The organism is Nostoc sp., assembly GCF_036919575.1.
GTDB lineage: Bacteria > Cyanobacteriota > Cyanobacteriia > Cyanobacteriales > Nostocaceae > Nostoc.
The window spans coordinates 115,906-142,023 of the sequence record NZ_JBALBY010000092.1 but is presented as its reverse complement, the minus strand read 5'-3'; the positions used below and the strand labels follow the sequence as shown (position 1 = coordinate 142,023).

Below are 26,118 nucleotides of genomic sequence, written 5' to 3'. Positions count from 1 at the left end.
ATAAGAATCCGCGCGAAGAAAGACGGCAAATAGGTCTGTGGGAAGAATCAAAAGATTTCAGCATATTAGGGGAAATAGAAATTTTCACAACTGATATTGAGGGATGTGCGTCTCAAGTAATTGCTAATGATGACTTAGAAAATTATCAAGAGATAATTAAAATTTCACAAAAATGAATATATTTGATATTTCTTATTTTGCCGATTGGTATTTTTCAGAGGAAAGCCAATTTCCACAGGTAAAACTTTATATAGAAAAACTTAACTATCTGCGGTTATTAATTATTGAGTATATCAGCTTACATTATTAGCATCTGTTGTACCATATTTTAGGTACCTCGACCATCGCATTTTGGTGTTTTGAAATGGGAAGGTGATTAGGGAAATTGGCACAGACGATCGCTTATTGGGTTTTTTTGGGTGAATGGGATCGCCACCTTGTAGGTTAGGTTGAAGCACGAAAGCCAATATTTGCATGGGTTACGCTATCGCTAACCACAACTACAAATAAATCGCCGATTTTGTAATGCGATCGCTGCCATTGGCGAGAGAGGCGTAGTTTACCGCCGCAGGCATCGCGGATAAAAAGGGAGGAGAGCGATCGCTTTTGGGGAGTTGTGACGAATGCGATCGCGTTTTGAGAGGTTTTTTGGGGAGTTGGGGGAGTGTGATTGGGTTTAGGAGGAGTGCGATTTATAAAGTGCGATAGGATTGAAAAATATAGATATACAGCCAGCCTCTTACGTGATCCCCTGATTTTATGCAACAAGTTGATATTACTAACAGGTACATTACCATAAATCAACTGATTAACCAAGTTGAAAATGGTGGAGAAATAGTGATTATTAGTCATGGTAAACCCATAGCTCGGCTGTCATCAATCTCACATATCCCTCAACCTTTAACATCTCGCCACAAACTAAGAGCTACCCAATCTCAAACATTAACCAGTAATCTAGAAATCATCCAAAGCTTACGCCAAGAGGCAAGATATTGATCTATTTAGACACAAGCTTTCTCGCACCTACATCCGAGAAGCAACCAGGACAACCGTCGAGTTTACCAGCCTTGTGTCCCGTCGGGTTCGTATGAGCGAGTTGAGTCTAGAACAGATGGAAGCGGTAATACGCTCATTTAAAGAAGATGCAACTCAATCCTACACAGTTTTCACGGTGACAACTGCTGATTTTATTCTCGCAGCCGAATTTATTCAACAATGGGAAACTGGGTTGAGAGCAGGAGACGCTTTACATTTAGCAATCGCTCGCAACCGCAGTATAGAAAATATTCTCTCACTCGATCGCGGACTTATTGATGCCGCTCTACAATTAAATATTTCCTCCGATTCTGGTGGACTTCTGTAAATTGAAGTATAAAGTTATCATCGCGTTTTTGGATTTTGGGGAGAAATACGAAGCTTGTCCGACGTAAGTCGTTCGTTTTTTTGGGGAGTTGGGGGAATGCGATCGCATTTATTTAGTACATAGGTTCTACATTGAAGTGAGCGATCGCTTTTTGGGTTTGGAAAGGAGTGCGATCGCGTTTACTGTTCTAAATAGGGCTTGCTCATCGTTGAAGTTGAGATGCGTAGTTTACCGCCGCAGGCATCGCAGCCATTGTTGAGAGTGCGTAGTTTACCGCCGCAGGCATCGCGGTTGAAAAGAGAGGAGGGCGATTGCACTATGACGGCTGTTTGCGATCGCGGATGAAAAACAGAGGGGGGTGGTTGTGCTGAAGGCTTCAGCAGTATCCAGTATTACCGAAGAAAGGCAGAGGGCAGGAGGCAGAAGGCAGAAGGAAGAAAATACAATTTTTGCCCTCTGCCAAAAGGGTTTAAAGCCCCTAAATTTATTTATGAAAAAAAATAAAAATATTTTTTCCGAGACGCGCAGCGCAAAGAAAAATACGTCCTTATTAAATCCCCTAAATTTATTTATGGGGATTCCTTCTGCCTCCTGCCTTCTGCCTTCTGCCTTCTTAATTTACTCATAGATTATACTGTTTGTCCTAACCACCTTGGCGATTGCTATAGTAGCCAGCTTTGATTTTTGTTCGCGCAGCGTGGCGTAGCCATAATTATTTGTGTAAACAGGCAGTGGGGAGTAGGGAAGAAGCTTTTTCGGAGTGTACTAATTTTTTTTAAATCAAATACGACTCCTATATGAATGATATGTGGCTTTTAGCAGCTTAGGTTATTATTATAAATCGCAAAGTTGTTTAATATTTGCTTGAGTCTGAGAAGAAAGTGGATTATCAGCAGGAATTTTATTATATACCTCGTATCCTTCCAAACACTTGTTATCTTTTGCTAGTTTGATGGCATATTCCATCCGACATTTATTAAGAATTATTTGAACTTCCTGATAAATTCTGGAATTTTGAGGCACTTTTTCTGATTTAGCAATACATTCTTCATAATTTGCTATTGCGTTGAAATTTTTAATCTCGTTCAAAGCAAGTAGTGATGTCACTAGAGGATATGCGAAAATGCCACCGATGCAGGCGATCGCAATTAGCGCAATGGTAATACCTGCCTTCAGAGGTGGAAAAGGTTTGACTAGTTTTGGGTCTGGTGTTGGCTGTGGTGCGGGTGGAGTTTGAGCTATTGTATCTTCCCGTGTGACTGGTGCGGGTGGAGTTTGAGCTATTGTATCTTCCCGTGTGACTGGTGCGGGTGGAGTTTGAGCTATTGTATCTTCCCGTGTGACTGGCGGTGGAGTCAATGGTCGAGCAATCGTTTCTTCAAAAGAGCCTTCAACTTGCGTAAATTGGGCAATTGTTTCTTCTACAACTTGCCCTACATCTGAAATCATTGGATTAACAGCAGCTTGCAATGCTTGATTTAACTCTTCTACAGTCGCAAACCGTTTGTCTGGTTCTTTTTGCAAACACCGCATAACCACTGCTTCTAGTTGAGGAGACAAGCTTTCACAGCCTGATTGCGATCGCAAAGGTGTGGGTGGTTCTGAGGTATGGGCAAAAATCCAAGAGGCTTCACTTATACTTCTAGCTTTGATGCTAAAGCCAAACGGATCGGCTTTACTCAGCATTTCATAAAGGATGATGCCCAAACTGTAAATATCTGCTCGTCCATCTAGGTTAATTTCGCCTTTTAACTGTTCTGGTGCTCCATAGCGAAAAGTACCTAAAAATGCACTGGTAAGATTTGTAAATTCTGAAGATTCTGAAGATTTATTGCGAATTTTGGCAATGCCAAAATCGACAATCTTGACTAATTCTTCTGCTGTAGACACCAAAAAAATATTATCTGGTTTAAGGTCACGATGAACGACCTGAATATGCTCACTTTTGGTGGCTCCATTTCGCCATAAAGTGACACCTTGATGGGCAAGCTGCAAACCTTTACAAACTTGGTTGATAATATTTAGTGTGTGTTCCACTGATAACCGCTTCTCTCGCTGAAGCAACTGTCGTAGCGTCTCTCCGCGCAGATACTCCATTACGTAGAATGGAAACTTTTCATCGGTAACACCACAGTCCGTAACTTTGACGATGTGATCGCTTTGGAGAGCAGCACAAACTTCCACCTCACGCTCAAAACGCTTTCTCATCTCTTTTGAGGCTACCAGCGTATCCTTAAGTAGCTTCAATGCTACCTGCTGTCCCAGTCTAGTATCCATCGCCAAAAACACATCTCCCATACCGCCACCGCCTAAACGCTTTTCTAAGCGGTAGCGTTGATTATCGCCAATCGTGCGACCAATCCAAGAATTTGAGGTAGACAGGGAGTTCATCTGGCAAACACTATCCTAATTATTTTTTGATTAAGTTTTCACACACACAAAGTGCAAAGATTAATTAATTTTGCCTGGTTTAATCTGAGAATTCATCACCACAATATGTAGTAAATAAAACACTATCATAAGAAAGTGTGAGAAGCAATACTGAAATATCAGGTCAACATCTGGCTATGAAAATTAATTGCAGTCTTTGCTATTGGTAATTTTAGATGTTCCAATGGCATGAGATGTTCCTATTTAATAGAAAAATAACCATTGCTGATAATTACAACCTTTAATGTCAAGATTTCGGAAAAATACGCAGTCATTTGTGAAGAATTATCTGTGGTAGCACTGTGGAGAATTAAAAATGAATAACGCGCTATCTATAGCAGCGGTAACAGCAGTACTGAAGGATTTGTTAGAGAATGGTCTTGTCAAAGATGCGATCGCCACTAGTCTTGGCGATGTCATTGTTACTGCTCTCCCCCCTGACCGCGTTTCCCAAGGAACGGATGAACGCGCTCAAATCAATTTGTTTCTTTATCAAGTTACGCAGAATCGCAATGCTGACTGGATGTCTGAAGAATTTCGCAGCAAGCAGCAGCGAACACCAGGATCGCGCTCTCAAAATCCCCCTTTGGCGCTTGACCTGCACTACTTACTTACAGCTTATGGAGCAAAAGATTTTCAGGCAGAGCTTTTACTCGGTTATGCTATGCAATTATTGCACGAAATGCCTGTTCTGACTCGCAATGTCATCGAAACTTCTTTGAATAATGCAGCAACAGTCAATACTTCTAGTGTCTTGTCGCAAGCGTTAGCGGCAGTGTCTGTCTTCGATTTAGCGGAACACATCGGACAAATTAAAATTTGCCCAGAGTTTTTTAACATGGAAGAAACTTCTAAGCTTTGGTCTTCCTTGCAAACTCATTATCGCCCCTCTGCTGGCTATCAAGCTTCAATGGTATTAATTAGCAGCCGCAATTTAAAACCTTCTGTTGAGGTAATGCCTTTTTCTGAACCAATAATTGAACAAGTTATCACCCCAAGCGGAGCTGATAATATAATTGTGGCGGGTAGCACCTTAATTATTCGTGGTAAACAGTTGCGCGGTGATATAACTCGCATTCGACTAGGGGGTATGGACAAGTTGATCGAAGTCCAGGTAGTTCAAGAAACGCAAATGAGTGTAACCTTACCCCCTAACTTATACGCTGGCGTTCAAAGTGTGCAAGTGATACATCAAAAAATGGCAACTCCCGCAATGCCGCATTATGAAGTATCATCAAATGTGGCGGCTTTTGTGCTGCATCCAATTATCAGCGCTACAGTTAGTCAGGTGCAGGAAAGTGGCATTGATTTGCGATCGCCAGAGATTACGGTGAAATTTAATCCGAAAGTTGGCAAGGCACAGCGAGTAGTTTTATTACTGAATGAAGTTACTACTGATCAGAATGGACAAGCCTATCACTTTTTTTCGTCACCACGCACAGAAGACACTGACTCAATAACCATTCCTTTGAAAAACATCCAGACTGGAAACTATTTTGTCCGGGTGCAAGTGGATGGGGCAGAAAGCCCATTATACAAAAATCAGGCTGGTGAATATGATTCGCCGCAGGTAAAAATTGTATGAATGCTTCAACGATTAATATAAACTGGCATGAAGCCAACCAGCGCCACCTATTAGCAGCTTTAGCGGTGATAAGATGTGCTTTAGAAAAGTACAATGCTAAAGAGCAACTTGAATTACAAGCGCAGCAACAAGCTTTACACGAGGCTGCTGCGGCTATGTCTGCACCTTCAGCATTAGACAGGCTATGCAGAATCTTTAATTTGTCACTCTTTGAACGAGATTTGCTGCTGTTGTGTGCGGGTGTAGAGTTTAGCGGAGAATTTGCTAAGTTGTGTGCGATCGCTCAAGGTGATCCACAGCGACTTTACCCCACTTTCAGTCTTGCCTTAGCTGCATTACCCAACCCCCATTGGGATGCGATCGCTCCCAACTCATCTTTGCGTCGCTGGCGATTAATTAAAATTGGCGAAGGTTCTGCCCTTACCCTTAGTCCCCTCCGCATAGACGAGCGAATTTTGCATTATCTTGCTGGTATGCAATATCTTGACGAGCGTCTAGCTGGCATCATCGAGCCGTTAAATTTTGCGGGTGATTTGGTTCCTTCCCAGCAAGCGCTGGCAGAGCGAGTTGTCGGGGTATTATCTCAAACTCCCAAAACTAAACTATTGCCAATTATACAGTTATGTGGTATTGAAACTGCAAGTAAACGTGCGATCGCGGCAACGATTTGTAAAATCCTGGGTTTGAACTTATATGTCATGCCGCAACAAGTCGTGCCGTTAGTTGCTAGTGAACAAGATAATTTAATTCGCTTGTGGACTCGTGAGACAATTTTAAGCCCAAGTGCCTTACTTATTGATTGCGACGAGATAGACACAAATGATATTGCTCGTGCCACGGCAATTATCCATCTAAGCGATACTCTTACAGAGTCGCTGCGCGATCGCACAAATGGTGTCTTAATTCTCAGCAGCCGAGAAGGGATGCGGATGTCGCAACGCCCAGCCGTCCGCTTTGATGTGCATCAACCAACTTCCAAAGAGCAAAGCGCAGTTTGGCAGGAAGCACTTATTGATTTAGTGCCGCAAATCAACGGGCAAGTAAATACTTTAGTAAATCAGTTTAACTTGAGTGCTGCAACTATTCACGCTGCTTGTGCCGAAGCTGCCGGATATTTGAGTCAGGGGGATGAGAAAAATATAACTGGTATTTTATGGGATGCTTGTAGAGTGCAAGCTCGTCCCCGGTTAGATGAACTGGCTCAACGCATTACCCCATCGGCAGATTGGGAAAATTTGGTGTTACCGTCAGCACAAAAACAAATTTTACGTGACATTGCGGCTCATGTGCGGCAACGAAGTACTGTATACGAAACTTGGGGTTTTGCTGCCAAAGGTGTGCGGGGTTTGGGAATCAGCGCTTTATTTGCGGGTGCAAGCGGTACTGGTAAAACTTTAGCAGCCGAGGTGTTGGCAGAGGAATTGCGCCTTGACCTTTATCGCATTGATTTATCGTCGGTTGTCAGTAAATATATTGGGGAGACAGAGAAAAATTTACGACAAGTATTTGATGCGGCGGAACAGGGTGGGGTGATTTTGCTGTTTGATGAAGCTGATGCGCTTTTTGGTAAAAGAAGTGAAGTTAAAGATGCACGCGATCGCTATGCCAATATTGAGGTGAGCTATTTACTGCAACGTATGGAATGTTACCCAGGCTTGGCAGTTTTGACGACAAATATTAAGAGTGCGATCGATACAGCCTTTATGCGACGTATCCGTTTCGTAGTGCAGTTTCCCTTTCCCGATGCGGTACAAAGAGCGGAAATTTGGCGGCGGATTTTTCCCCGTGATACGCCAACTCAGGGGTTAGATGCTACTCAATTGGCACGGTTAAATGTTGCTGGAGGTAATATTCGTAACATTGCCTTGAATGCAGCTTTTTTGGCTGCGGATGCTGGGGAGGCAGTGCAGATGAAACATGTATTACAGGCTGCGAAGAGTGAATATGTGAAGTTGGAGAAAGCGTTGACGGAGGCAGAAATTGGGGGATGGATTGAATGAACTTTTAGCTATCAGCTACCAACATAATTTTAGATTGAAGTCGCTGACGTTAGCATAAGGAGTTTTTAAACTTGAAGATATATGTGGATACAAGCGTATTCAACAGACCTTTTGATGACCAAACACAACCCAGAATAGGGCTAGAAACTCAAGCACTACAGGTAATACTACGGTTGGTGGAGACGGAAGTAGTAGAACTAGTTGGGTCATCTGTATTAGAGTATGAGAATAGCCGAAACCCATTTCCTCTCAGGCGGCAATGGGTAGAGCGCCAATTGCAGTTAGCGAATTTTTATCAAGCAGTAGATGACCAGATAGCCGAACGAGTAGCGGAACTAGTGCAGCAGGGGTTAGGGCAGATTGATGCATTTCATGTAGCCTGTGCTGAAGTAGCAGAGAGCGACTATTTCTTAACCTGTGATGATCGGCTAATCCGTAGATATCAAGGAGAGCTTAGAGTCATCAACCCTGTAAATTTTGTTCTAGAAGTAACCGGAGAAAATTTATGAATGTCAAAATGCCAAGAGGACAGGAAGTCATTCAGGAAGCCTTAGAGATTTTGGAGCAACACATGGAGCCAGCGAAAGTAGCTCTCCTCTTGTCTATCTGGCAGACAGGAAGCGATGACTATATAAAGATTAAAGACCAATTATTTGCTGATGAGACAGTAAAAACGCTTTATGAAAAAATTCAAACTTACCAAAATAGTAAGGAATAAATCTGGTAGTAGCGATCGCCCTGCATAGCACTGCGTTAACTGTGTAATTTTAAGTCAGGAAATTTTCTTTTAGCGCGATCGCCAAATATCTGATCTGCCAGAGTATCGTTATTTAGAAAAAAAGTCAGAGGTTTTGGCGATCGCAACAGCCAAGTTAGAGAAGGTGTTGATAACAGAGAGAAATTGCCGGTTGGATGAATGGCAAAAATTAGACTTAAGTCGAATACAGTAAATAGTGCGGTCGCTACACGTACACAATAGAATTTGTAGGGATAAGATGCGTTTGCCCTGGCTACCAACTCAACTGGTAGGCGATCGCTAAACTTACATCTATGACAATTGAACTAGAGTTGCCCAATCCAAAATCTAAAATCTAAAATTGTGTCACCACTGTCCCGAATAATCCTCCTGCTGCAACCCGATCAACTGCCGCCGTTTCCAAGCATAATTCAAAATATTCACCCCTAATTCCTGTGCCGTGCGAATAGTAAGCCGGGGTAAACTCAATGCTCTATCCAGCCCCCAAGCAGAGCCTAAATCACCAATAATTAAAATAATTCCTCCCCCTGTTAACACTTGAATCAATTGTTGATTAATCATTGGCAAAGCAGCAAACAAAAAAGGGCGTGTACGTAAAGGATGATCTCGTCGTAACTCATCTAAAGGTCTTAAAGGATTCTCTAATTGCTGTGCCAAACCATGAATCCTTTCAATGAGAGCATTACCATCCAAAGGTGCATCAACTAATAGCACGCCGCCAGTATTCAAGTATTTTTTAAGGTTGTCAAATTCAAGACTATTTAGAGATAATGCTTGTTTGCCCGTTAAATAAAGTAAGTCATATTCTTGAAGATTTTCATTAAATGTAACCTGGCCTACTTCTTCAGTCCCTCGTAAAGATGAATATAAAGCTTCTACAGCTTGTAATAAATATGATAAATTAAAGAAACTCCGGGCGCACTCCGGGTCATTGTGATTTACCTGCGCCATGCGAACAATTGCTTGGGGACGTGCTTGTGCGTGACGACGGTAACGCAAATCAATATTGTTATAACCAGGGAAGAAAACATCAGCAGGTTGAGTGATTGTGGCCTCTCCTGATTGTAGAAGTACGCGACAAATTTCTAGTTCTGTACTTCCTGGGATAGTGCTTTTTTCATCAATACGATACATTTCTTGTACAACTTCGCGTTGCGAAGTGCGACGCAATTCATCAGGGTCTACATAACTTACTACTAAATACAGCATTACAGGGTCAGAATCGTGGACTTCGCTAGCAATCCGATAGTCAATGGTGTTTGGTACAACAATTAGATTTCCTACCAAATCGATAGCAATCCCTGGCTGAATTTTTACCCAGCGTCCATCCCGAAATTGGGCTTCTACTTCGCGGGGGGCTGCTATTACTTGTACACCCAAACCACAAACAATCCCTGGTTGATTTAAGCATTGATAATGAGCATTTTGGCGCAGCCGATGATAATCATGTGCTTTGCGCCAACGTTCGGCATTAATTAATAGTCCGTCTGAGGCTTGTAGGCGTTCAAAGGGTTTAATTGAAGGTGGAGGGAAAGGGTGAGACATAGTAATTTTGGATTTTGGATTTTAGATTTTGGATTGGTTAATTTTGTTAAACCGCAGAGACGCAGAGGAAATAAAAATTATTTATATATAATTTTTGAGGAATTATGTATGATTATGAAGGAAATAAATTTGATTAAGCATAAATTAATTTATACTGTTGAGGGATTTTCTATAAATAATTCGTAGGTGCAAAAAGCGGGTTTTTCTTGGTCGATAATCTGTCGTACCAGCTGTTCGTTAATGCTATTAGGATGTTCCGGGCGCAAACGGACGACAAAATGATAAGATTGTCCACCTCCTAACACTGCTTCTCCCAATTGTGCTTGTTGTAACACAAAACTTTGACCGAAAGGTTCTGTGATACTAATATGTTTTTCAGCCTCATTGGGCAAATGTTCGTCTAGAGGCAAGTTTGTGTAAAGATGCAAGTACAAACGCAAACCCTTACGAGTACCCCGCCAACGGTAAATTTCTACTGCACGGCGAATTAAACGTCTTGATGTATGCAAGTTCCAAATAGAATCAACAGGCCAAGCTACCCAATGTGCTAAAAAGGGCAATAGAGCGCGTGGTGCTGTCAATGGGTCTAGGTTTGCCCACATGACATTGAAGCTGTCAATTACTGGTTGATAAGCTTCTTCAAATATCTTCATGAAGCGACCGATAAAGTCTACTTCCCGATATAGAACAGGCAAAAAATCCATGTAGGCGCTATAAGGACGGATATATAAACCGAAATCTGCATTTTGTATTTGTTCTCGTTCTGTGTCTGCGTCGATATGTATAACAATTCGACTACGAAAATTTAACTCTAACTGCTCTTTGTTCCCTGGACGCAGTGCTTCTTGGTCTTCAAAAAATGTAGCGGGAATTTGAAAATAAAGCACCGCATCCATCTGCGTTCCAGGTGGGAGTTCTCTTGCTTCTGTGCCGATTTGACACCACTCAGCAGGAAATCCTTCTACTCTCAATGTCAAGCGCAAGTTATGTTGCACTAAGTTCTTTACTTGTACAATCAACTCGCTGGGTTCTCCAGGGTGCAGCACCAAACTAGAGGCAGTTGGGGCTGTTGCTATGCTCTCTGACGCAGCTAAATTAAAGCCAGCCAGAGGTACACCCTCAGAAATTCGCATTGGGGTTAATTGAATATCTATTTTTTTGGGGCTAAATGTAGTTTGAACCATCTGGGGACTAGGGGCGGGGTAAAGAGCATTTTTACGGGAGTGGAAAAACAGTTGACGATCGCTACTGACGCTATTCGATCAGATTAATTATGTGACTCGATCGCAGGCGATTATCTGTCCAGGAACACACCAAGCCCAATGATCCTGGGTCAATCAGTGGTTCTGGTGCGGGTTGACGGCTCCAGATGCCATCTTGGTTGCGTAATGCAAACAGCACCACTGCACCCAGATAGCGCACTCCTGGAATTTTTTGTAATAACGCTACGATATCGGAAGTATACACAGGTCGCCCAAAAGGCCAGCCTTTACCGTCTAAACCGCCAGTTAAAGGATTTAAGTATCGATACAGGGCAACTCGTAAGTTAAGTAAAATCTCTTGTTGAGCAAGGGGATTATAGTAAGCTGGCTCTAAAGCTACTTCTGTTTGCACAGAAACGCCGACAAAATCAGCTTCCTGAAGTTGTACTTGTACTCCTAACAATCGTCTTTCGTCTAAGTAGCTCGAAACTTGATCTCGAAGTGCAGGCTGTAAGGTAAAGAGTTCGGGAGATATGCCTTCTCCTTTGGCGATCGCATCTGTATTTGCTTGAGGAAGGACAATTAAACGTACTGTACCCGCACCACTGCGGCTATCTGCTGGCAAACAACGAACTCTAGCCACAGCCCCTGCACCTGCGCGTTGTGCTAAAACTTCAAAGTCTTCATTTGTGACTGCGCGATCGCGTGTGCGAAGTATTTGCGGCGCTCTCAACACAGCTTGTTCCAACGATTCGGCATCAGCACCATTTATCGCTGGTTTATGATTAATCACACTAGCAACGTAAGGAATTTCCGATTTTTTAAACTGGAGTGCGCCACTTTGGACGTTACCCAGACGACCACCACCTATACGATAAGCTACCATTCTAATCTCAGCCCCTCGCGCCGGAACTGCTCCATATTGATGATCCAGCGCTTGAGTTTCTGTATCGCGCACTTGAATTATGGTATCTTCTGGTGCAGGTTGCTGGATTTTACTGCGTATCTGCGATCGCTTTTGTAGTTGGTCGGGTTCACGAATTAAAGGCCCAAACTGGACTGTACCACTAAGAGAATCGATAGTGTAATGGCGGTCTTCCGAGCCAGAATCAGCAAAATCTGAGACTTCTTGCCAATTTTGGGGTAAACCACCAGGAGGAGTTACCAAAATATACTCGTTTTCTTTACGTCCTAATACCGGAGTTCCTTGTAATTGAAAAGTTTGACCGGCCGTACCATCACTAATGCCCAAACGTTCATCCCGAATCAGAGTACTGTGACTAGCCCTGACTGTACCGCCAATTGAACGTACCCCTAAACCGATAATTCGGGGAGAATTATTGTAACTAGATTGACGTGCCTCGGTTGCCGTTAAAACACACCGCAACCAGCGTCCGCGATAAGTGGTAAAACTTGTTACAGGCAATTTTTCAGGTAAATGCAGAATTACATCTGCTCCTTGGGCAGGATTACCCCCCTGTTGAGCAATTTCGTGAAAACTGAAGCCTTTGGTGGCATCATCAATTTCCCGCAATAATATAGGTTGCCATTTATCACCATCCCAAGCTTCCCAACGACGCGGCGGTTGATTGGGGTTAATGCCGGTAGGTGTAGCCGCAGCCCCTTGAAACGTTATTGCCAGGACATTTCCCTCCAAAGGTTCTTCCGGTTCCAATACGATGTAAAAACAGTTACCTGGCTGAGGAGTTTCATCAAACAGAATTTGTTCGTTACCTCCCCACAGATTATTGGCTTGGCGAGTCCAGACGTTGGTAAATCGGTCACGAAAAACTTGGGGAAATTCCTCGGTTGTTGGAGCGGTTAAAAAGTGCCGCAGGTGGGGCTTGGCAATGACTAAAGGCCGGTCGGTACTGAAAACTATGGCTTGTGTCGTTTCTGTTCGCAGAGTAGCAACTTCGACCCCAGTAGGGATTATATAGGTTTCTGGCAGGTCAGTTGTCAGATAAAAGGTTAAGTCTGTTTGGGCTGGCGCTGGCGGCTGAAGCCGAATACCAAGCAATTCTAAAAATGCAATATAATTTTTTCGAGGTACTTGGTTAAACCGAAGCAACATCTGGTCAGTTAACCAAGCAAATACTTCAATGAAGGTAATTCCAGGATCGCTGAGGTTGTGGTCTGTCCACTCTTGACAGTAGCGCGGAATTCGCAGGATGCTCTCTTGCACTAAATCATCGAAGCTGCGATCGTCTAAGTTGGAATTGGGTAATTTAGGTAAAAAGTTAAATTCCACAATAATAATACCGATTTTAGATTTGGGATTAAAAAATCATGCTGATGTAATTTATCGTAAATTAAAGGGTTTAAGAACCTGCAATCTATATGTAGCATCCATTTCAGTCCTTCGACGCAGGCTCAGGAACCATCGGGGTTTAAATCGAACGTAGTTGCCACAACGGGGGGAACCCCCGCAAGGCACTTCTCTTCTGGTGCGTCCGCTACGCGAACGTCTGAAATGTCTTTAATTTTGAATTTTGAATTTTGAATTTTGAATTGTTAATACTCCATGCCAGAAGCTAGGTAATATGGATAGACAAAGCTGTAAATATCAGGTTCATCTTTGAGACGATAGTCGATAATAATATCTACCCTGCCTTGTTCGCCCTTGGTAGAGTAAGTGCTAATTTGCTTATCAATGCCCTTGACTGGGTAAGGTTCAGTTATAACCCGATCAATAATGATGCGTGGTTCCCAAACCTCCAAAGCTTCTAAGACATACAGGCGAATTAACATTAAAGTCTCACTATTCATGGGTGCAAACATTAGTTCCGCCAACCGCGACCCAAAATTAGGTCGATACACCCGTTCTCCTACTCCAGTACGGAGGATAATCCAAATAGATTCTTTGACTTTTTGTGCTGCCGAACTTAGCTGTATTCCCCCTTGCACACTCAAACACATTGGGAAAGCCCAACCAGTCCCTAAGTAGTCCTGTTGCTGACTATCAATCGCATCTGGCATTCAGACAGCCCTCCCTTAACAATTGGTTTATAGTTGCGCTTTAGCGCTAAAACACTCAATACGAACCATACTTCATCCACTTACCTTCAAAGATAATGGGACAGGGGATATAAGAATATTCGCCAAAGGTCGAGTTGTAGAGACGCATTAGCAAAGCGGCACGAAGTACAATTTCGCGTCTCTACACATCGGAAATTTTCATAAAACTTGCTTTAACTAACTGTTTTGTCTGTAAGAGTAAAGTTTCCCAAATCTAAAATCCAATGACCAAAAAGTGATAGTATAAATCTTAATATCAATTTCAATATTAGTTTTATAAATACAGGCTTGATCGTAAAATCATCAATTTATGCAGGTTGGGGAACAAATGAGCGATAGCGAAGCGCTACGGCGAGGTGCCGAACGCATAAGAATCCAACGGCGGAAACAAATTTCAGACAGCTACTCCTATCCACAATTAGCAACAGACACAAGCGGTTTGAGGACTGGTACTGCTCAAACGTCGGTTATCCATGAAATTAGTCGCATTTCCATGCGTCCCCAAGGGCAACTCACAGTTAGCCAACCAGGAGATTTTTACGAACAAGAAGCGGATAGAGTTGCCCAGCAAGTGATGGGAATGGGCGATCGGACAAATCACAATGCCATCCAACGCGAGACAAGCCCCCAAGAAGAAGAGGAAAATTTACAATTAAAATCTCTAGGTAATATGATTACTCCCCTCGTGCAACGAGAAGAAATACCGGAAGAGGAGGAAGAAGAAAATTTGCAAATGAAATCTTTGGATAATCTTGCCATTCAAAGGGAAGAAATACCCGAAGAAGAGGAGGAAGAAGAACTTATTCAAGCTAAATCTTCGCTACAAAGGTTTAATGACGTTGGTTTAGCAGCTAGTAGCGATATTTCCAGCAGGTTGCACAGTCGCAAGGGAGAAGGTAGTCCTATTACGGATGATGTGCGAAACTTTATGGAACCCCGCTTCGGTGTTGATTTTAGCCATGTGAAAATACATACCGATGGTGAAGCGGTGCAGATGGCGCGGGGATTAGGCGCACAGGCTTTTACTTATGGTAGAGATGTATATTTTGGCTCAGGTAAATTGCCGGGAAATAATGAGTTGACGGCGCATGAATTGACTCACGTAGTGCAGCAGACTTTTACGCCACAGGTACAGGGCGACAGAAAACTGATTCAGCGACAAGAGAGAACAAATTCTGCACAAGTTACTTGGGCACAAATCGAGGCTCGGTTACAAAACTCAAGTCGAGGTCGAGAGGCTTTACAAATCAAGGCACAATATCAAGTTCCGATTGGATGGAATCCCCAAGGTGCCGCTGCATCTTTTTCGCCAGATACAAAGGTTTGCCAGCTTAACCCTAATCAAGCACTAGACGTTGTAGCATCATATTTTGTACATGAAATGTATCATGCACAAATGTTCCATACTAATCAATCAGCAGATGCCAAAAAGCTCGGTGAAGATACGTTTGTAAAGAGAATGGTTGATGAAGAAATCATGGGAACTATTAGGCAGTTTGAGGCAAAGCTTGAGTTGGATAAATTAGGAGATTCTAAGAATTTTGCACCAGGAGAAGATTTGTATCGAAGCGCTTACAAATATAAGAGAAATGAAGCTATCAAGGCAGGTGAATCTGAGCAAGAAGCTCACCAAAAAGGTCTTTCAAATGCTAGCAAAATGGTGAGCTTTCTTATTAGACCTACTGACGGCACTTGGCCAAGACTTGCCCCATCAACCTACGAATCGTATGAAATGATGTATAAGCGTGAATGGAGACAAACAAACAAACTTAACAAACACTGAAAAGAGCGGTCGCCGATCTTGTAGTGCGATCGCTCGCTCTTAGGTTGGGTTGAGGCAACGAAACCCAACATCGGCATGGGTTATGAGATCGCTATCCCAACACTTTTACTGTGGTAAAAACGCCCGCTCAAATGGTTGAGTTTGATAACGAAGGTAAATGTTGAAATCTTTATCCAGCGTGGCGTAGGCATAGCCCGCCGCAGGCATCGCCGCAATATTTAATCGTTCAGAAATGACCACAAGAGATAAATCTGCAAAATCTCCAGGCAGGTCTTCATATTGCGTGTTTAACTCAGCAATTCGGATAAAATCCTCACTCAAAAGCAGTTCACACTCATAGACCTGATGCCTTAAATGGGAGAAAAACAAATTTTGAATCTGGCGATTAGATGACAATAACCACATTACTTCAGTCACACATGGCAAAGTTGTAATCAGATGACTACGGCAAGTAGCAAAAAAAACCTTGACTTGAGAATGATTGCCCCTAGTTTTTGATCCTTGAAGCAAGCATAACATTTCAAAATGAGGGAGAGGCGATCGCGGTTGAAAAGGTAGGGGCGATCATGTTGGCAGCGATCGCACTATGACTGCTGAATGCGATCGCTAATCTCCCGGCGACTGTCTTAAAAGTCAAGCGATCGCTACCAAAAAATGCGATTAGCGAAATTGGTACAGGCGATCGCTCATTAGAGTTTTTGGATAAGTACAAATGAGCGATCGCTGTTTGGGATTTTAGGGAAAGTGCGATCGCCGATGGTATCATCCACCTATCATGACTGTGAACTCACCTAAAACAATCTTGTTTACACTTGTGGTTTCTTGAATAGTATCGCCCATCCGACAAGCTGCAAGACCGTTGATCAAAACCGTTTGACTACCATCAATCACTACACCTGCACCATCGGGAACTACAACTTTCACCACCGGACAAGTGTGAATATCAGCCATGAAACTAGCCATTAGTTTAGCCATGTTCTGTGCGGCTTCGGTGATAGTTTTAGTCAGGTTTGCGGTAGCTGCGGGTGCAGCAGGGGTTCCAGCAGCTGCGGTAGCTTTTGCCTGGGCTTGGGCAATATCTTCCGTACCCTTGGCGAAGGTTTGGGCTAATAGCGCGGCTTGGGCTGCGGAGATACCGCGCCAAGCTGGTTTTTTACCAATCATCACATTTAGGCTACCTGGCCCCACAGACAAGGGGCTACCATGAGCGGTCATATCTCCGACACGAGCAGCAGGTCTACCAGGCATAGGCAACTCCTTAGTTGAGGTAAATCATCGCACCGTTAACGGTAATTGTACCGTTAGCTTTAATCTCAATATTCCCTTGCGCTTTTAATGACAAGTTACCTGTGGAATTTACGGAAATTGATTGATTGCGATCGCTCATCGTTATTTTATGACCGCCATTAGTTTCAATTTCCACACAGGCATCACTATCATTTAAATATATTTTATGACCGCCAGCAGTTTCAACGCGCACACCAGTTTTACTACCGCCTTTATCTTCTTCTACAAACTGGAGGGTATGTCCAGTGCGAGTTTTAAAGGTGCGTAACCGCACTTTACCGCGTTGGATTGAGTCATCTACCTTTTCTGGTGGTGCATCCTTACCGTTCCATACACCGCCAAGGACGTAGGGACGGTGGATATCACCATGCTCAAAACCGACTAAAACTTCATCATTGACTTCTGGCAAACAATCAAAACCCCTTCCGTTGGCGGCTCCAGGCGCTACAACCCTTGCCCAATTACTTGCATGGTCTTCGGTAAGGGTGGGAAATTTGACCTTGACTCTACCCCAGCCTTGGGGGTCTTTGTTATCGGTAACAATTCCAACTAAGAATGTCTGACCTGGTTGTAGGTGAGTTGGTGGCATTAGGGTTGTCAGCAAGCTACCAGCACGTAGTCCCCGGACACTGAATTCTGTGGTATAAATTCTTTGATTGTAGCAATGGCGGGTTTCAGTAACGTAATATTTGCCACTAAAGCGATCGCCCATATCTTCGAGTTCAATTACTCGTCCAGGTCGGAGATTGGGATTTCCTTCGGCTTTGGCATCAGCATAAATAAATTCTCCTCCCAGTTCATCACACAAAGCTTGAGCCATTGCTTCTGCATATTTTGATCCAAACACAGGTTGGTCTACAACTATCATTTTTGGAGGCTTTTTATTAAGATTAAATTGGGTGCTGGTGCTACTTCCTAATTTATTTCCGGTTTTTGTTACTATCTGTTCTGATTTAGCTGTTGAGGTAATTAATTTTTTTTGAGTGTAGTCCCAACTACGTACTTCTACTGCACTTACTTGTTCAGCGCTGGAAACTCTTACACTAAAGCTGAGAACATCTTTTAACCATTTCAATTTTAAAGGTTTTTCCCCGGCTCCAGGTTTGCGAAAATGCAGCTCACTACGAATATCTGATTCACCTTCTTGGACACATTTAATAAATAATTCAAAGCCGATGCGAGCTGCACGTTCTCGCAGAAATTCCATGTTAGTTTGATTTTCTTGAAAAGCATATTCATGGGGCGGTCCACTGTCATCTACCTTAGCTGTTATTCCTACTTCTTGGACAATTTTCTTGACAATATCGCTATCAGTTTCGTTTAAAAACGACCGATTGTAGCGTCCTTTGTGTAAACGGTGAGAAATATCATAGCCCCGAATTATAATCGGAGCTTCAGATTTATTAGTAAAGTGAACTTCAATGCCTGTAATTTCGCCCTCAATTAAATATCCTATTCCTTCTTGTTTAAAAGCATTATCTTCTGTGGTGCTAGAACTGAAACCAATTTTTATTTTATTACCAATTGCGATCGCATCTTCATGACGCCAAGGTTGGTTTTGGGTATCGCTACTAGTAGGAAGATAACTGTTATGTACTACCAAGGTAAACATTGCTGGTAAATGCAAACTTTCTTCCACTGTAATTTGCATTATATCTTTCATTAACTCTGGTGGTGCATCTGACCAGGCAGCACCAGAAGAAATTTTAATTAACGGACGGCAAATATAACGGCTGGCTGTTGCATTAGGCATAGGTATTAGTATGAAGATTGCTCTGATTCTGGCACTAAGGAATTCTTTTTCTCGGTTGAAGAAGCGCTGTTTTTTCTAGCTGAGAGGGAGTCTTTTTTACGATTGGGTCCCTTAGAAGCAGATTGATGATCTCCTGGAGGATTTTCTTTATCGACTTCTTGTAGAGATATATCGACAATTGCACGTACTGGTGTGCCATCAGCCAAGAATTTATCTATTTTGTAGCTGATACTAAGCATGACGCAAGGGAAGGATTTTTTGTCACCCCATACCAAAATATAAACAGGAGGGCGTTTATCTTTTCCATCTGGAGATTCAACTCCTTTTTTAATATTTTTTAGATATTCATCAATAACTGATTTTCTTGTTTCATAAGTATCAAATACAATTTGACTTAGTGTCAGTTTATAAGGCTCAACTCCCGAAAAATTAACTTTTGGTAATGCAGTATTTCCTCTATTACCAGGGTCATTTTCCCATTTACAGGTTCTTTGGATACTTATTTGTGCAGGATTAAACATGAATTCAATTGTTGGTGCTTCTCTTGGTGTTCCTGCTTCTCTTGGATAAAATGACACAAGTTTAGCTTTTTCTAAAGGCATTTTTATATCTCCTTATCTTAATATTTAGGTATGTCAGTATATATAAATAAAAGCTTCATAGTCAAGGTAGTTATAAGTTATTGGTAAAGCTTCCAGCTATCTCTGTTAAGAGGATGTTTTAAAAGTCCTCTTGTCGGTAGTAAAACGTTCTAGATCCCCCTTAAAAAGGGGGACTTTGATTCTGTTTCCCCCCTTTTTAAGGGGGGCTAGGGGGGATCATTCAGTGCCTAAAATCACAGCCAAACACTTTTAAAACAACCTCTTAGGTTATAGTTGCATTTATTCAGTGATAATAAACGTGGGATTACCAAGGTAATCGTCCAGAATACATCCCATGACGTTCTCGCTCAATTTCTAAACGCTGACGCAGCCGAGCATAAATTTCACGAGCCAAATTTTCTAGATCGGGAATATTGGTATGATCAGATTTAGAAGCAAACTGTTCTATTGTTTCAGTAATAGGTTGTAAATCTGTATTGGTAATTTTTGTCGGTGCAGTTACTTCACCTCCATCAGCAAAATGTTGAATTGGATATTTGTGAACCAAATTATTTGTTGATTCTGAAACATCAGATAATTTTGGTTCGTTGCGATGAAACGGCACATCAGCAAAATTGAAAGGTGTGAAATTATCCAAGTTTTCATCTTGATTGTTCCCGCTCAATAAATCCTCAACACTTGACCATTGAGTAATCGCGTCATAGGTTGAATTAATCGAAGATTGATGAGGGTTTGAGTTTTTCTGCCTAAAAATTAGAGGAACAGATGAATAGTTAGTGAAGGATGTACTGTTAGTAACTGTTTTAGGATTGAACTTATCGGACTGAATAGAACGAAGGATTGAAATATCTTTTTGTTCACTATTCAATAAATTGGCAGATGGATTTAGAGATTTGAATTCAGTTGCTAAACCGACATCCAAATTTTGCCCTTCTGCTGGTTCATCAGCATCGACTTTAGTATAATTTTCTTCTTTTCGTTGAACTTTTAGAGGTTGTGTAGAAATTTGAGTTAAATTCTCTGCGTTACCACCACTATTAATATGATGCAGTAAGTTAAGGTTTTTCTGTGCAACTGTGGACTTAACTACAAACTCACCTGGAGTGAGCATTGCTGGTACAATATCAGAAGGTGCAATTTGTTGATTAACTAAATTTCCTGAGATTTCAACTTCTCCACCAACTGCAAACCCTTGAGGTGCTGGCAGTTTTTCCAAACCATTGTTATCAAATAATTCAGATACTAAAGTTTTATTTTCTATCGATATATCAGGGTTTTCTTGAGTTGATAAAAAATTGGTAGCACTTACTACTTGATTTTCTGGTATAATTTTATCTTCTGGATTAGATGCGGTAAATTCTATCAAACTTGGTGTCATTTGTGTAGGCTTAGGTACAACTATACCTGAGTCAATGTTTAATGGAGGAGGAGCAATAGAATTAGCTACTAAAGACCCACTTTGAGGTTCCGTAGGTAAAATTTCTCTAATATTTTCTATTTCTGTGTTCCCAGTACTGCTAATAAATGTAGTTTCATCTTTTTGTTGAGGTAAAGTTTTTACTAACTCAGATGCCATGTCATTATTTTGCTTTGGTGGTGTATTAGAGCCTGAATTTACAAGCTCCGTTGGCAGTGATTTTGTGACTGTTCCTATTTTTTCAACTTCTTCTTTATTCCTGGCAATAGTAGATTTATTATCTTGATTTAATAAAGAGGGTTTTTCTAAAATTGAATAATTTTGTACAGATTCTTCCCCAATTATATTAGTCTTAATTTCTTGATAATTACTAATATCTTTTCTAATATCAGTTTCAGATTGTGGCGCATTTTTCTCTTGCAGTTGAGGGCAAAACTCTGGAGGAATTTGATTTTGAGTATTTGCAGGAGGTCTGATGTTATGATTGGGATTAACTTCCAAGTGTTCCCGAAGCGATTCATCCAACAGAGAATGTGTATCGGTTATTTCTTGAGTTTCTGCTATTCCGTTGATGGTAGTGGTTGATACTTTTTGTGTTGGTGTTATCTGTGCAGCTTCATAGCCAATTGTATTTGAGCCTATTTCTGATGACAAATTAGGACTATGATTAACTACGAAAGCCTCATCTGCAATAAATCCAGTTGATAAAATATCTGTGCTATTCGTGAGGATTTCTCTTTGAATCTGTGTATCTTGATAAGACTCTCCAACATTTTTTTCTGAATTAATTACTTCAGATTTTACAGAATCTTGTGTATTTATATCTGCTAACTTTAAATCAGAGTTTTTGCTAGCTTGGATAGATTTTTCAGGGATAGGTATTATTTCTATGCTTTCCTTAGCTTGGATGGTTTTTTTAGCAAGGGGTATCGTCTCTGTATCGCTTACATTGACACTGCTAGATTCAATATCTTCTAATAAAGTGGGTATATGTTGAACATCACTGATATTTAAGCGATTTAATACTTGAGGATTGGCTACAGCAGGCAAATCTTCGGGAACTTTTATCAAATCTTCAGTATTTATTTGATTACTAGTGCTAACTTCATCAAAAGAATAGTTAATGCTTTTGGTTACAGGAGATATCTTTTTTGGGGATTTAGATTTAGCTTTTTGTTTTGAAGTTTGAGATTTTTTAGCCGATTTTTGAGGTTTTGTTTCAGTTTGCTGGTTTAGCGCACAGCTTTCTACCTTATTAGGTAAGTTATTTGTAAAAGTAATTGTTTTGCCTTCAAGAGGATAATCATTTTGGATTTCGGCTTCTTGTCTAATTGCTTCTAATGGCTCAGGTTTAATAAATGGCATTTCACTATCCCACTCATTAATATCCCATTCATTCAATAGTTTCCTTCGGTTTATTTTAGGAAATAGTTTTGGATGTTTTACCATAGGTACAAACGATGACAACTTCATTGCTTTCATTGTAACTAATGGTTTGGTAATATTTGCTGACAAAAAAGGACGAGATTTTCTTAATAAAAATCTGTTGGATATAAATAAATCTTTTTCTCTGACTAGCGGCTTGAAATTTACATTAAAAAACTTTTGAATTATTTGCATAAGTCGCTAAAGTTCTTGGGGCTACTTACTAAGTGATATCATCTGCTAGAGAAATATCCTGATTTATCAAAACGTGTTGTTGAATTTCCTCCTCCCCCTTCTTTACCAAATTGCAAGCCTTCGTAAGCTAAAGTTATTTCTTCAATAGCAACTGCATTGCCATCTGCTTGTAATGCTGATGTTTTCCAAGCGATAGGAATAGCACCAATGAGAGTCCAACTCTTCATAGTTTCACCTGCTTGGTTAAAGACAATAATATTTACATTGCGCCGACTTATCTTTTTATTTTTTTGTTCATCAAAAATTTCAGTGATCCAGTTCCAAAATACTGGGTCATTTGTCATGCCACGTTTGAGGGTTATATCTGCAAATTCTGTGGTTCCTAAATAAATTCTTTGCTGATCGTTGACACCACCTTCGTAGTAGATATTTTTCTTAATTTGAACACTTAACCCTGTGCATTCAGTAAAAGAAGCCGCAATGGTACTGTCTATTTCTACATAGAAACGATTTGTAGTGACATAATTTAATTCATGGAGAATGTTGCCATTATTATTGTTATCAGTCATTACTACCACCTTGTCGAACCATAGTTTCTTACCCTCTCGCGTTGCGATCGCATATCTTCTAGCAGCAGTTCATAAACGCGATCGCACAACTTGTCCATTAATAACGAGTCGCCAAGCTCGAAGCCAGCAGCAGATACCGCTTTGGTGGCATCGTCTGTTGTAGGCATAGCAGCGTATCCAGCAGTCCCACCAATGTCTCCAATCGGAGTTAAAGATGGTTGTATGCGTTTAGAGTCCATAATTAAAAAAACCTGTTTCTAATTCCAGCCTAAAGGCTTTGCGCCAAAATCAGAATTAGCCAAAGGTCGAACTCAAGATGTCGAGTCTGTTTATGTTATGAGTAAAACAAGTTAAGCCACTACCACCGTAAACCGCACTAACCCATCTTGGCCCAGTTGCAATGAATCACCGTGACTCAAGCGATAAGGAACTCCAGGAGAAAGAAGATTACTGTTGATATAAGTTCCATTACGGCTTTTGTCGTCTAAAATCATATAGGTATTTTGATTCCAGTCCCAATGCACTCGCGCATGGGAACGCGAAACTATTCCTTCATCGGGAATACCTACTAAGTCAATTTCTGGTACTGTTCCCTGAATTTGCGATCGCCTACCAATACAACCATCTTCCCCACGCAAATAAAATTCTCTCCCTGTTGTATGAACCAGTTTTAGTACTGGTGGCACACGAGATGGTGGTGAGGGTGGAACCTGCTGTGGGTAGGATGGCCGAGGCTGATAATTAGTTTGCTCTACCGGCACCTGATTCGGCCGAAAAGGATCTGGTGTCTGCGATTGAACTTGTGGATAAACAACTACATTGGGAGTAGGTGGTAATGGCGAGCTAGGCTGGACTGGTGCAGCAATCATATCACCCAACGCCGTGCCGCATAGAGGACAGACCTTAGCATGGTTGGGCAAGGGACGATTAAAATATTCGCAACTGGAGTTAGGGCAACGATTTGCAGCCATGAGCAATTTTATCGTTTTCAGGTATAGTCTGTAAAGGAACCAGCCCTACTTTTTTTAGCAGGCATTGACCCTCACGGGTAGTAAGCATTTCGGCGAATTTTGAACCGATATTAGGCAGACTATTATCCTTAGGGTACACTACATTCAAAGGATATCCTAAAGGATAGCGACCTGTTATAAAACTTTCAATATCAAAATAATATCTTCGGTCACATAAATTCACTTCTGGGTTGATTGGCTGGCCATTAAGCTGCAACAGTGGCTGAGTTTCGCGGTTATTGTCATCAACTAAAGCTAAAGGATAGCCGTTACATTGATTCCAAGTTTTACTGAGAATGCCAAAACTGATAATACCCGCTTCCCCTTTCTCGAATTTAGCCCTAATTTGCTTTTGAGTGTTCTCAGTTATTTCGGTAAATTGCTTAGTAACTTCTTTATATAAAGCTATTTGCTGCGGATCATCTTTTAATACTTGCTGTTGAAAAAAGCGCACTGCTTCCGGTTCTGTAGGAGCATAAGCTTGTATGGAAAGATTGGAACCACCAAGTTCTCGCCAGTTGGTGATTTTGCCTGTATAAATTTGTCGCAATTGTTCTAAACTGATTTTACCTTTAAGTACTTTTACCGGAGCAGAGTCATCCTTACTAGAACCAACAAATACTAGTAAGCCGTCATAGGCAACAGGTTTACTTTCTAATTCTTGATCTACGTTTAAAGATGTCAGTGCAAAATAGGCTTGACAACTTTGTTTTTCTTTATACTCTTCTTGACAACTACGCACCTTTTCTATTGGCACACTCACAGCCTTTACATCCGAAGATGGCACAGATTGATAATTAAATGTGACATCTGGTTTCGGTTTGGTTAAAGTTTCTTCAAGAGTAACGCTCTCTGGTTTTTCTTTTAAAACTGTACTCCATGTACTGTTGCTTTCTGCTGTATAAGTAAATTCTCCTGCGGGTACAGTGCTTACTTCTGAAAAACCAGATAAAAGTTTACACCACTGTCCGCAATTATCGGGTTGTAGACCAGAACGGAAGAAAAAATACCATATCCCTCCTCCAAGCAAGAACAAAGCCAGAATTGCTAGTAAAATTAAAGGCGATCGCCAAATATCATCTGGCTGTTCTACATCTGTTGAACCTACTTCACCGCTTGCTTGATTTTCCGGTAGTTCCAACAAAGCTTTACGAGCTGCTTCGGCACTTTCAAAAGGTTTGTCTAGCCCAATTAAGTGATAAAGAAACTGCTTGAGGTGAGGGTCTGAATTCGACCAATTTTCAGCTTTTCTCGGATTTAGAGATTGACCCGAAGTGCTATCTACAGCTTTTCCTGCCCACAGATAAAAAGCTACTAATCCTAATGCTACTAAATCTTGTTCGGGTTGAGGTTTTGCGACTTTAGTAGGGGGTGGGTAAAATAAGCTTTCCCAGATAGCTAAATCATCAAGATATATATAAAACTGTTGATTACTCTCTACTTTAATTAAAATACTATCTAGACTGAGGTTGCCGTGAGCCAGTCCACGTTGCACTTGATTGGAGGGAAAGCGCAGCGATGAAGTATGAAGGAACTGTAAAGTTTGCAGAGTTTGATTAAGTACTTGACGTACTTGCGATGCATCCATTGCACCTTTAGCGATCAGGTATTGGCTTAAAGTTTGGGATGCTTCTACCCCTTTGGTAATTATGTAACAGCGTTCTCCTCGCTCATCAGCGATCGCTTCCCAAGGCTCAATCAGGCGAAAGTTTTGGTTTCTGCCATCTGCGAGACTCACCCCCGCCACTTGCTGAAAAGTCTGTTTGCACTGCTGCGTCTCTTCGGCATTAAAACAACGATTGGGTAAAAGATATTCTTTAATTACTACAGGTTGGTTATCGCTAATCTGTATTCCAGAATATAATCGCCCCATAGAGCGCGTACACAAAAATTTACCAACTTGATAAATGCCTCGATTGCCCTTAATTTCGGAATTTTGCGCTAAAGTCGCTGGAAAACCACATTCCAAACAAAACTTAGCCCCTGGTATTTCCTGCGCTGTCTGCAAAGGGCGATCGCAATTTAATGGTGCATTGCGAGAACAGAGATATTGTTTATACAAATCTTCCTTAACTGGCACTTAGCAAACTCCTAGATGGACATTGGTTTCAAATAATTCAGGACTTACGCATTGAAAACCTGAAACCTCGATCCCCCCTAACCCCCCGATAAAAAGG

General features: G+C 41.5%; 26 protein-coding genes. 8 read left to right on the top strand and 18 right to left on the bottom strand.

What is annotated here, in order from left to right:
* Nucleotides 1-444 precede the first annotated feature (444 nt).
* Complete coding sequence (locus V7K27_RS23610; RefSeq protein ID WP_334950548.1) at nt 445-852, bottom strand: hypothetical protein; 408 nt, start codon at nt 850-852, stop codon at nt 445-447.
* On the opposite strand from V7K27_RS23610, the gene V7K27_RS36555 reads away from it, so the two are divergent.
* A complete protein-coding gene (locus V7K27_RS36555) occupies nt 760-996 on the top strand; it encodes a type II toxin-antitoxin system Phd/YefM family antitoxin (protein ID WP_442947643.1) in 237 nt (78 codons plus the stop codon). The two genes, V7K27_RS23610 and V7K27_RS36555, sit on opposite strands and share 93 nt — an antisense overlap.
* 91 nt (nt 997-1,087) lie before the next feature.
* Nucleotides 1,088-1,363, top strand: a complete 276-nt coding sequence (locus V7K27_RS23605; RefSeq protein WP_334950546.1) for a type II toxin-antitoxin system VapC family toxin — start codon at nt 1,088-1,090, stop codon at nt 1,361-1,363.
* A gap of 179 nt (nt 1,364-1,542) precedes the next feature.
* Here V7K27_RS23605 and V7K27_RS23600 read toward each other — a convergent pair whose 3' ends face one another.
* Entirely contained in the window at nt 1,543-1,680 is a 138-nt protein-coding gene (locus V7K27_RS23600) for a hypothetical protein (protein ID WP_334950545.1), read from the bottom strand.
* A gap of 47 nt (nt 1,681-1,727) precedes the next feature.
* On the opposite strand from V7K27_RS23600, the gene V7K27_RS23595 reads away from it, so the two are divergent.
* On the top strand, nt 1,728-1,991 hold the full coding sequence (locus tag V7K27_RS23595; RefSeq protein ID WP_334950544.1) for a hypothetical protein: 264 nt from the start codon (nt 1,728-1,730) through the stop codon (nt 1,989-1,991).
* 206 nt (nt 1,992-2,197) lie between these two features.
* Here V7K27_RS23595 and V7K27_RS23590 read toward each other — a convergent pair whose 3' ends face one another.
* Nucleotides 2,198-3,754 carry a serine/threonine protein kinase gene (locus V7K27_RS23590; protein WP_334950543.1) on the bottom strand — a complete coding sequence of 519 codons (1,557 nt, stop codon included), beginning with the start codon at nt 3,752-3,754 and terminating at the stop codon, nt 2,198-2,200.
* 355 nt (nt 3,755-4,109) lie between these two features.
* Between V7K27_RS23590 and V7K27_RS23585 the strand changes: the two genes are divergently transcribed.
* From V7K27_RS23585 to V7K27_RS23570, 4 genes are all read left to right on the top strand, one after another.
* Nucleotides 4,110-5,378 (top strand): DUF4255 domain-containing protein, encoded by a 1,269-nt coding sequence (locus V7K27_RS23585; RefSeq protein ID WP_334950542.1) that lies wholly within the window; start codon nt 4,110-4,112, stop codon nt 5,376-5,378.
* Nucleotides 5,375-7,378, top strand: a complete 2,004-nt coding sequence (locus V7K27_RS23580; RefSeq protein ID WP_334950540.1) for an ATP-binding protein — start codon at nt 5,375-5,377, stop codon at nt 7,376-7,378. Before V7K27_RS23585 ends, V7K27_RS23580 begins: the two co-directional genes overlap by 4 nt.
* 83 nt (nt 7,379-7,461) lie before the next feature.
* Nucleotides 7,462-7,887 (top strand): PIN domain-containing protein, encoded by a 426-nt coding sequence (locus V7K27_RS23575; protein ID WP_334950538.1) that lies wholly within the window; start codon nt 7,462-7,464, stop codon nt 7,885-7,887.
* Nucleotides 7,884-8,096, top strand: a complete 213-nt coding sequence (locus V7K27_RS23570; RefSeq protein ID WP_334950537.1) for a hypothetical protein — start codon at nt 7,884-7,886, stop codon at nt 8,094-8,096. The genes V7K27_RS23575 and V7K27_RS23570 overlap by 4 nt, the downstream gene beginning before the upstream one ends.
* A 35-nt stretch (nt 8,097-8,131) precedes the next feature.
* Here the strand turns inward: V7K27_RS23570 and V7K27_RS23565 are convergent, their stop codons facing one another.
* The 5 genes from V7K27_RS23565 to V7K27_RS23545 all read right to left on the bottom strand — a co-directional run bounded on the left by V7K27_RS23565 (nt 8,132) and on the right by V7K27_RS23545 (nt 13,861).
* Entirely contained in the window at nt 8,132-8,395 is a 264-nt protein-coding gene (locus tag V7K27_RS23565; protein WP_334950535.1) for a hypothetical protein, read from the bottom strand.
* Nucleotides 8,396-8,480: 85 nt separating this feature from the next.
* On the bottom strand, nt 8,481-9,680 hold the full coding sequence (locus tag V7K27_RS23560) for a DUF4159 domain-containing protein (RefSeq protein WP_334950534.1): 1,200 nt from the start codon (nt 9,678-9,680) through the stop codon (nt 8,481-8,483).
* A gap of 149 nt (nt 9,681-9,829) precedes the next feature.
* Nucleotides 9,830-10,813, bottom strand: a complete 984-nt coding sequence (locus tag V7K27_RS23555) for a phage tail protein (RefSeq protein WP_334950533.1) — start codon at nt 10,811-10,813, stop codon at nt 9,830-9,832.
* Between the two features lie 121 nt (nt 10,814-10,934).
* Nucleotides 10,935-13,133 carry a putative baseplate assembly protein gene (locus tag V7K27_RS23550; protein ID WP_334950532.1) on the bottom strand — a complete coding sequence of 733 codons (2,199 nt, stop codon included), beginning with the start codon at nt 13,131-13,133 and terminating at the stop codon, nt 10,935-10,937.
* A 263-nt stretch (nt 13,134-13,396) separates the two neighbouring features.
* Nucleotides 13,397-13,861: a GPW/gp25 family protein gene (locus V7K27_RS23545; RefSeq protein WP_334950531.1), complete on the bottom strand. Its 465-nt coding sequence runs from the start codon at nt 13,859-13,861 to the stop codon at nt 13,397-13,399.
* A 349-nt stretch (nt 13,862-14,210) separates the two neighbouring features.
* Here V7K27_RS23545 and V7K27_RS23540 point away from each other — a divergent pair, with 349 nt between their 5' ends.
* Entirely contained in the window at nt 14,211-15,683 is a 1,473-nt protein-coding gene (locus V7K27_RS23540; RefSeq protein ID WP_334950530.1) for an eCIS core domain-containing protein, read from the top strand.
* Nucleotides 15,684-15,788: 105 nt separating this feature from the next.
* Here V7K27_RS23540 and V7K27_RS23535 read toward each other — a convergent pair whose 3' ends face one another.
* The 10 genes from V7K27_RS23535 to V7K27_RS23490 form a co-directional block, all read right to left on the bottom strand.
* Nucleotides 15,789-16,100, bottom strand: a complete 312-nt coding sequence (locus tag V7K27_RS23535) for a hypothetical protein (protein ID WP_334950529.1) — start codon at nt 16,098-16,100, stop codon at nt 15,789-15,791.
* A 103-nt stretch (nt 16,101-16,203) separates the two neighbouring features.
* Nucleotides 16,204-16,449: a hypothetical protein gene (locus V7K27_RS23530; RefSeq protein ID WP_334950528.1), complete on the bottom strand. Its 246-nt coding sequence runs from the start codon at nt 16,447-16,449 to the stop codon at nt 16,204-16,206.
* Entirely contained in the window at nt 16,446-16,931 is a 486-nt protein-coding gene (locus V7K27_RS23525; RefSeq protein ID WP_334950527.1) for a PAAR domain-containing protein, read from the bottom strand. Before V7K27_RS23525 ends, V7K27_RS23530 begins: the two co-directional genes overlap by 4 nt.
* Nucleotides 16,932-16,941: 10 nt before the next feature.
* On the bottom strand, nt 16,942-18,723 hold the full coding sequence (locus V7K27_RS23520) for a VgrG-related protein (RefSeq protein ID WP_334950526.1): 1,782 nt from the start codon (nt 18,721-18,723) through the stop codon (nt 16,942-16,944).
* A gap of 5 nt (nt 18,724-18,728) precedes the next feature.
* Complete coding sequence (locus V7K27_RS23515) at nt 18,729-19,325, bottom strand: CIS tube protein (RefSeq protein ID WP_334950525.1); 597 nt, start codon at nt 19,323-19,325, stop codon at nt 18,729-18,731.
* Nucleotides 19,326-19,629: 304 nt separating this feature from the next.
* Nucleotides 19,630-22,362 (bottom strand): hypothetical protein, encoded by a 2,733-nt coding sequence (locus tag V7K27_RS23510; protein ID WP_334950524.1) that lies wholly within the window; start codon nt 22,360-22,362, stop codon nt 19,630-19,632.
* A gap of 38 nt (nt 22,363-22,400) precedes the next feature.
* Nucleotides 22,401-22,931 carry a phage tail protein gene (locus tag V7K27_RS23505; protein WP_334950523.1) on the bottom strand — a complete coding sequence of 177 codons (531 nt, stop codon included), beginning with the start codon at nt 22,929-22,931 and terminating at the stop codon, nt 22,401-22,403.
* 2 nt (nt 22,932-22,933) lie between these two features.
* Nucleotides 22,934-23,170, bottom strand: a complete 237-nt coding sequence (locus V7K27_RS23500) for a hypothetical protein (protein WP_334950521.1) — start codon at nt 23,168-23,170, stop codon at nt 22,934-22,936.
* Between the two features lie 111 nt (nt 23,171-23,281).
* Nucleotides 23,282-23,902, bottom strand: a complete 621-nt coding sequence (locus V7K27_RS23495; protein WP_334950520.1) for an FHA domain-containing protein — start codon at nt 23,900-23,902, stop codon at nt 23,282-23,284.
* On the bottom strand, nt 23,880-26,021 hold the full coding sequence (locus V7K27_RS23490; RefSeq protein WP_334950518.1) for a substrate-binding domain-containing protein: 2,142 nt from the start codon (nt 26,019-26,021) through the stop codon (nt 23,880-23,882). The genes V7K27_RS23495 and V7K27_RS23490 overlap by 23 nt, the downstream gene beginning before the upstream one ends.
* Nucleotides 26,022-26,118: the final 97 nt, after the last annotated feature.

Bases quoted from the DNA above. Each gene is read 5' to 3' on its own strand.
- V7K27_RS36555 (WP_442947643.1), top strand. From the start codon at position 760: ATGCAACAAGTTGATATTACTAACAGGTACATTACCATAAATCAACTG.
- V7K27_RS23610 (WP_334950548.1), bottom strand. From the start codon at position 852: ATGACTAATAATCACTATTTCTCCACCATTTTCAACTTGGTTAATCAG.
- V7K27_RS23605 (WP_334950546.1), top strand. From the start codon at position 1,088: ATGAGCGAGTTGAGTCTAGAACAGATGGAAGCGGTAATACGCTCATTT.
- V7K27_RS23590 (WP_334950543.1), bottom strand. From the start codon at position 3,754: ATGAACTCCCTGTCTACCTCAAATTCTTGGATTGGTCGCACGATTGGC.
- V7K27_RS23585 (WP_334950542.1), top strand. From the start codon at position 4,110: ATGAATAACGCGCTATCTATAGCAGCGGTAACAGCAGTACTGAAGGAT.
- V7K27_RS23580 (WP_334950540.1), top strand. From the start codon at position 5,375: ATGAATGCTTCAACGATTAATATAAACTGGCATGAAGCCAACCAGCGC.
- V7K27_RS23570 (WP_334950537.1), top strand. From the start codon at position 7,884: ATGAATGTCAAAATGCCAAGAGGACAGGAAGTCATTCAGGAAGCCTTA.
- V7K27_RS23560 (WP_334950534.1), bottom strand. From the start codon at position 9,680: ATGTCTCACCCTTTCCCTCCACCTTCAATTAAACCCTTTGAACGCCTA.
- V7K27_RS23555 (WP_334950533.1), bottom strand. From the start codon at position 10,813: ATGCGAATTTCTGAGGGTGTACCTCTGGCTGGCTTTAATTTAGCTGCG.
- V7K27_RS23545 (WP_334950531.1), bottom strand. From the start codon at position 13,861: ATGCCAGATGCGATTGATAGTCAGCAACAGGACTACTTAGGGACTGGT.
- V7K27_RS23540 (WP_334950530.1), top strand. From the start codon at position 14,211: ATGCAGGTTGGGGAACAAATGAGCGATAGCGAAGCGCTACGGCGAGGT.
- V7K27_RS23530 (WP_334950528.1), bottom strand. From the start codon at position 16,449: ATGATACCATCGGCGATCGCACTTTCCCTAAAATCCCAAACAGCGATC.
- V7K27_RS23525 (WP_334950527.1), bottom strand. From the start codon at position 16,931: ATGCCTGGTAGACCTGCTGCTCGTGTCGGAGATATGACCGCTCATGGT.
- V7K27_RS23520 (WP_334950526.1), bottom strand. From the start codon at position 18,723: ATGCCTAATGCAACAGCCAGCCGTTATATTTGCCGTCCGTTAATTAAA.
- V7K27_RS23515 (WP_334950525.1), bottom strand. From the start codon at position 19,325: ATGCCTTTAGAAAAAGCTAAACTTGTGTCATTTTATCCAAGAGAAGCA.
- V7K27_RS23510 (WP_334950524.1), bottom strand. From the start codon at position 22,362: ATGCAAATAATTCAAAAGTTTTTTAATGTAAATTTCAAGCCGCTAGTC.
- V7K27_RS23505 (WP_334950523.1), bottom strand. From the start codon at position 22,931: ATGACTGATAACAATAATAATGGCAACATTCTCCATGAATTAAATTAT.
- V7K27_RS23500 (WP_334950521.1), bottom strand. From the start codon at position 23,170: ATGGACTCTAAACGCATACAACCATCTTTAACTCCGATTGGAGACATT.
- V7K27_RS23495 (WP_334950520.1), bottom strand. From the start codon at position 23,902: ATGGCTGCAAATCGTTGCCCTAACTCCAGTTGCGAATATTTTAATCGT.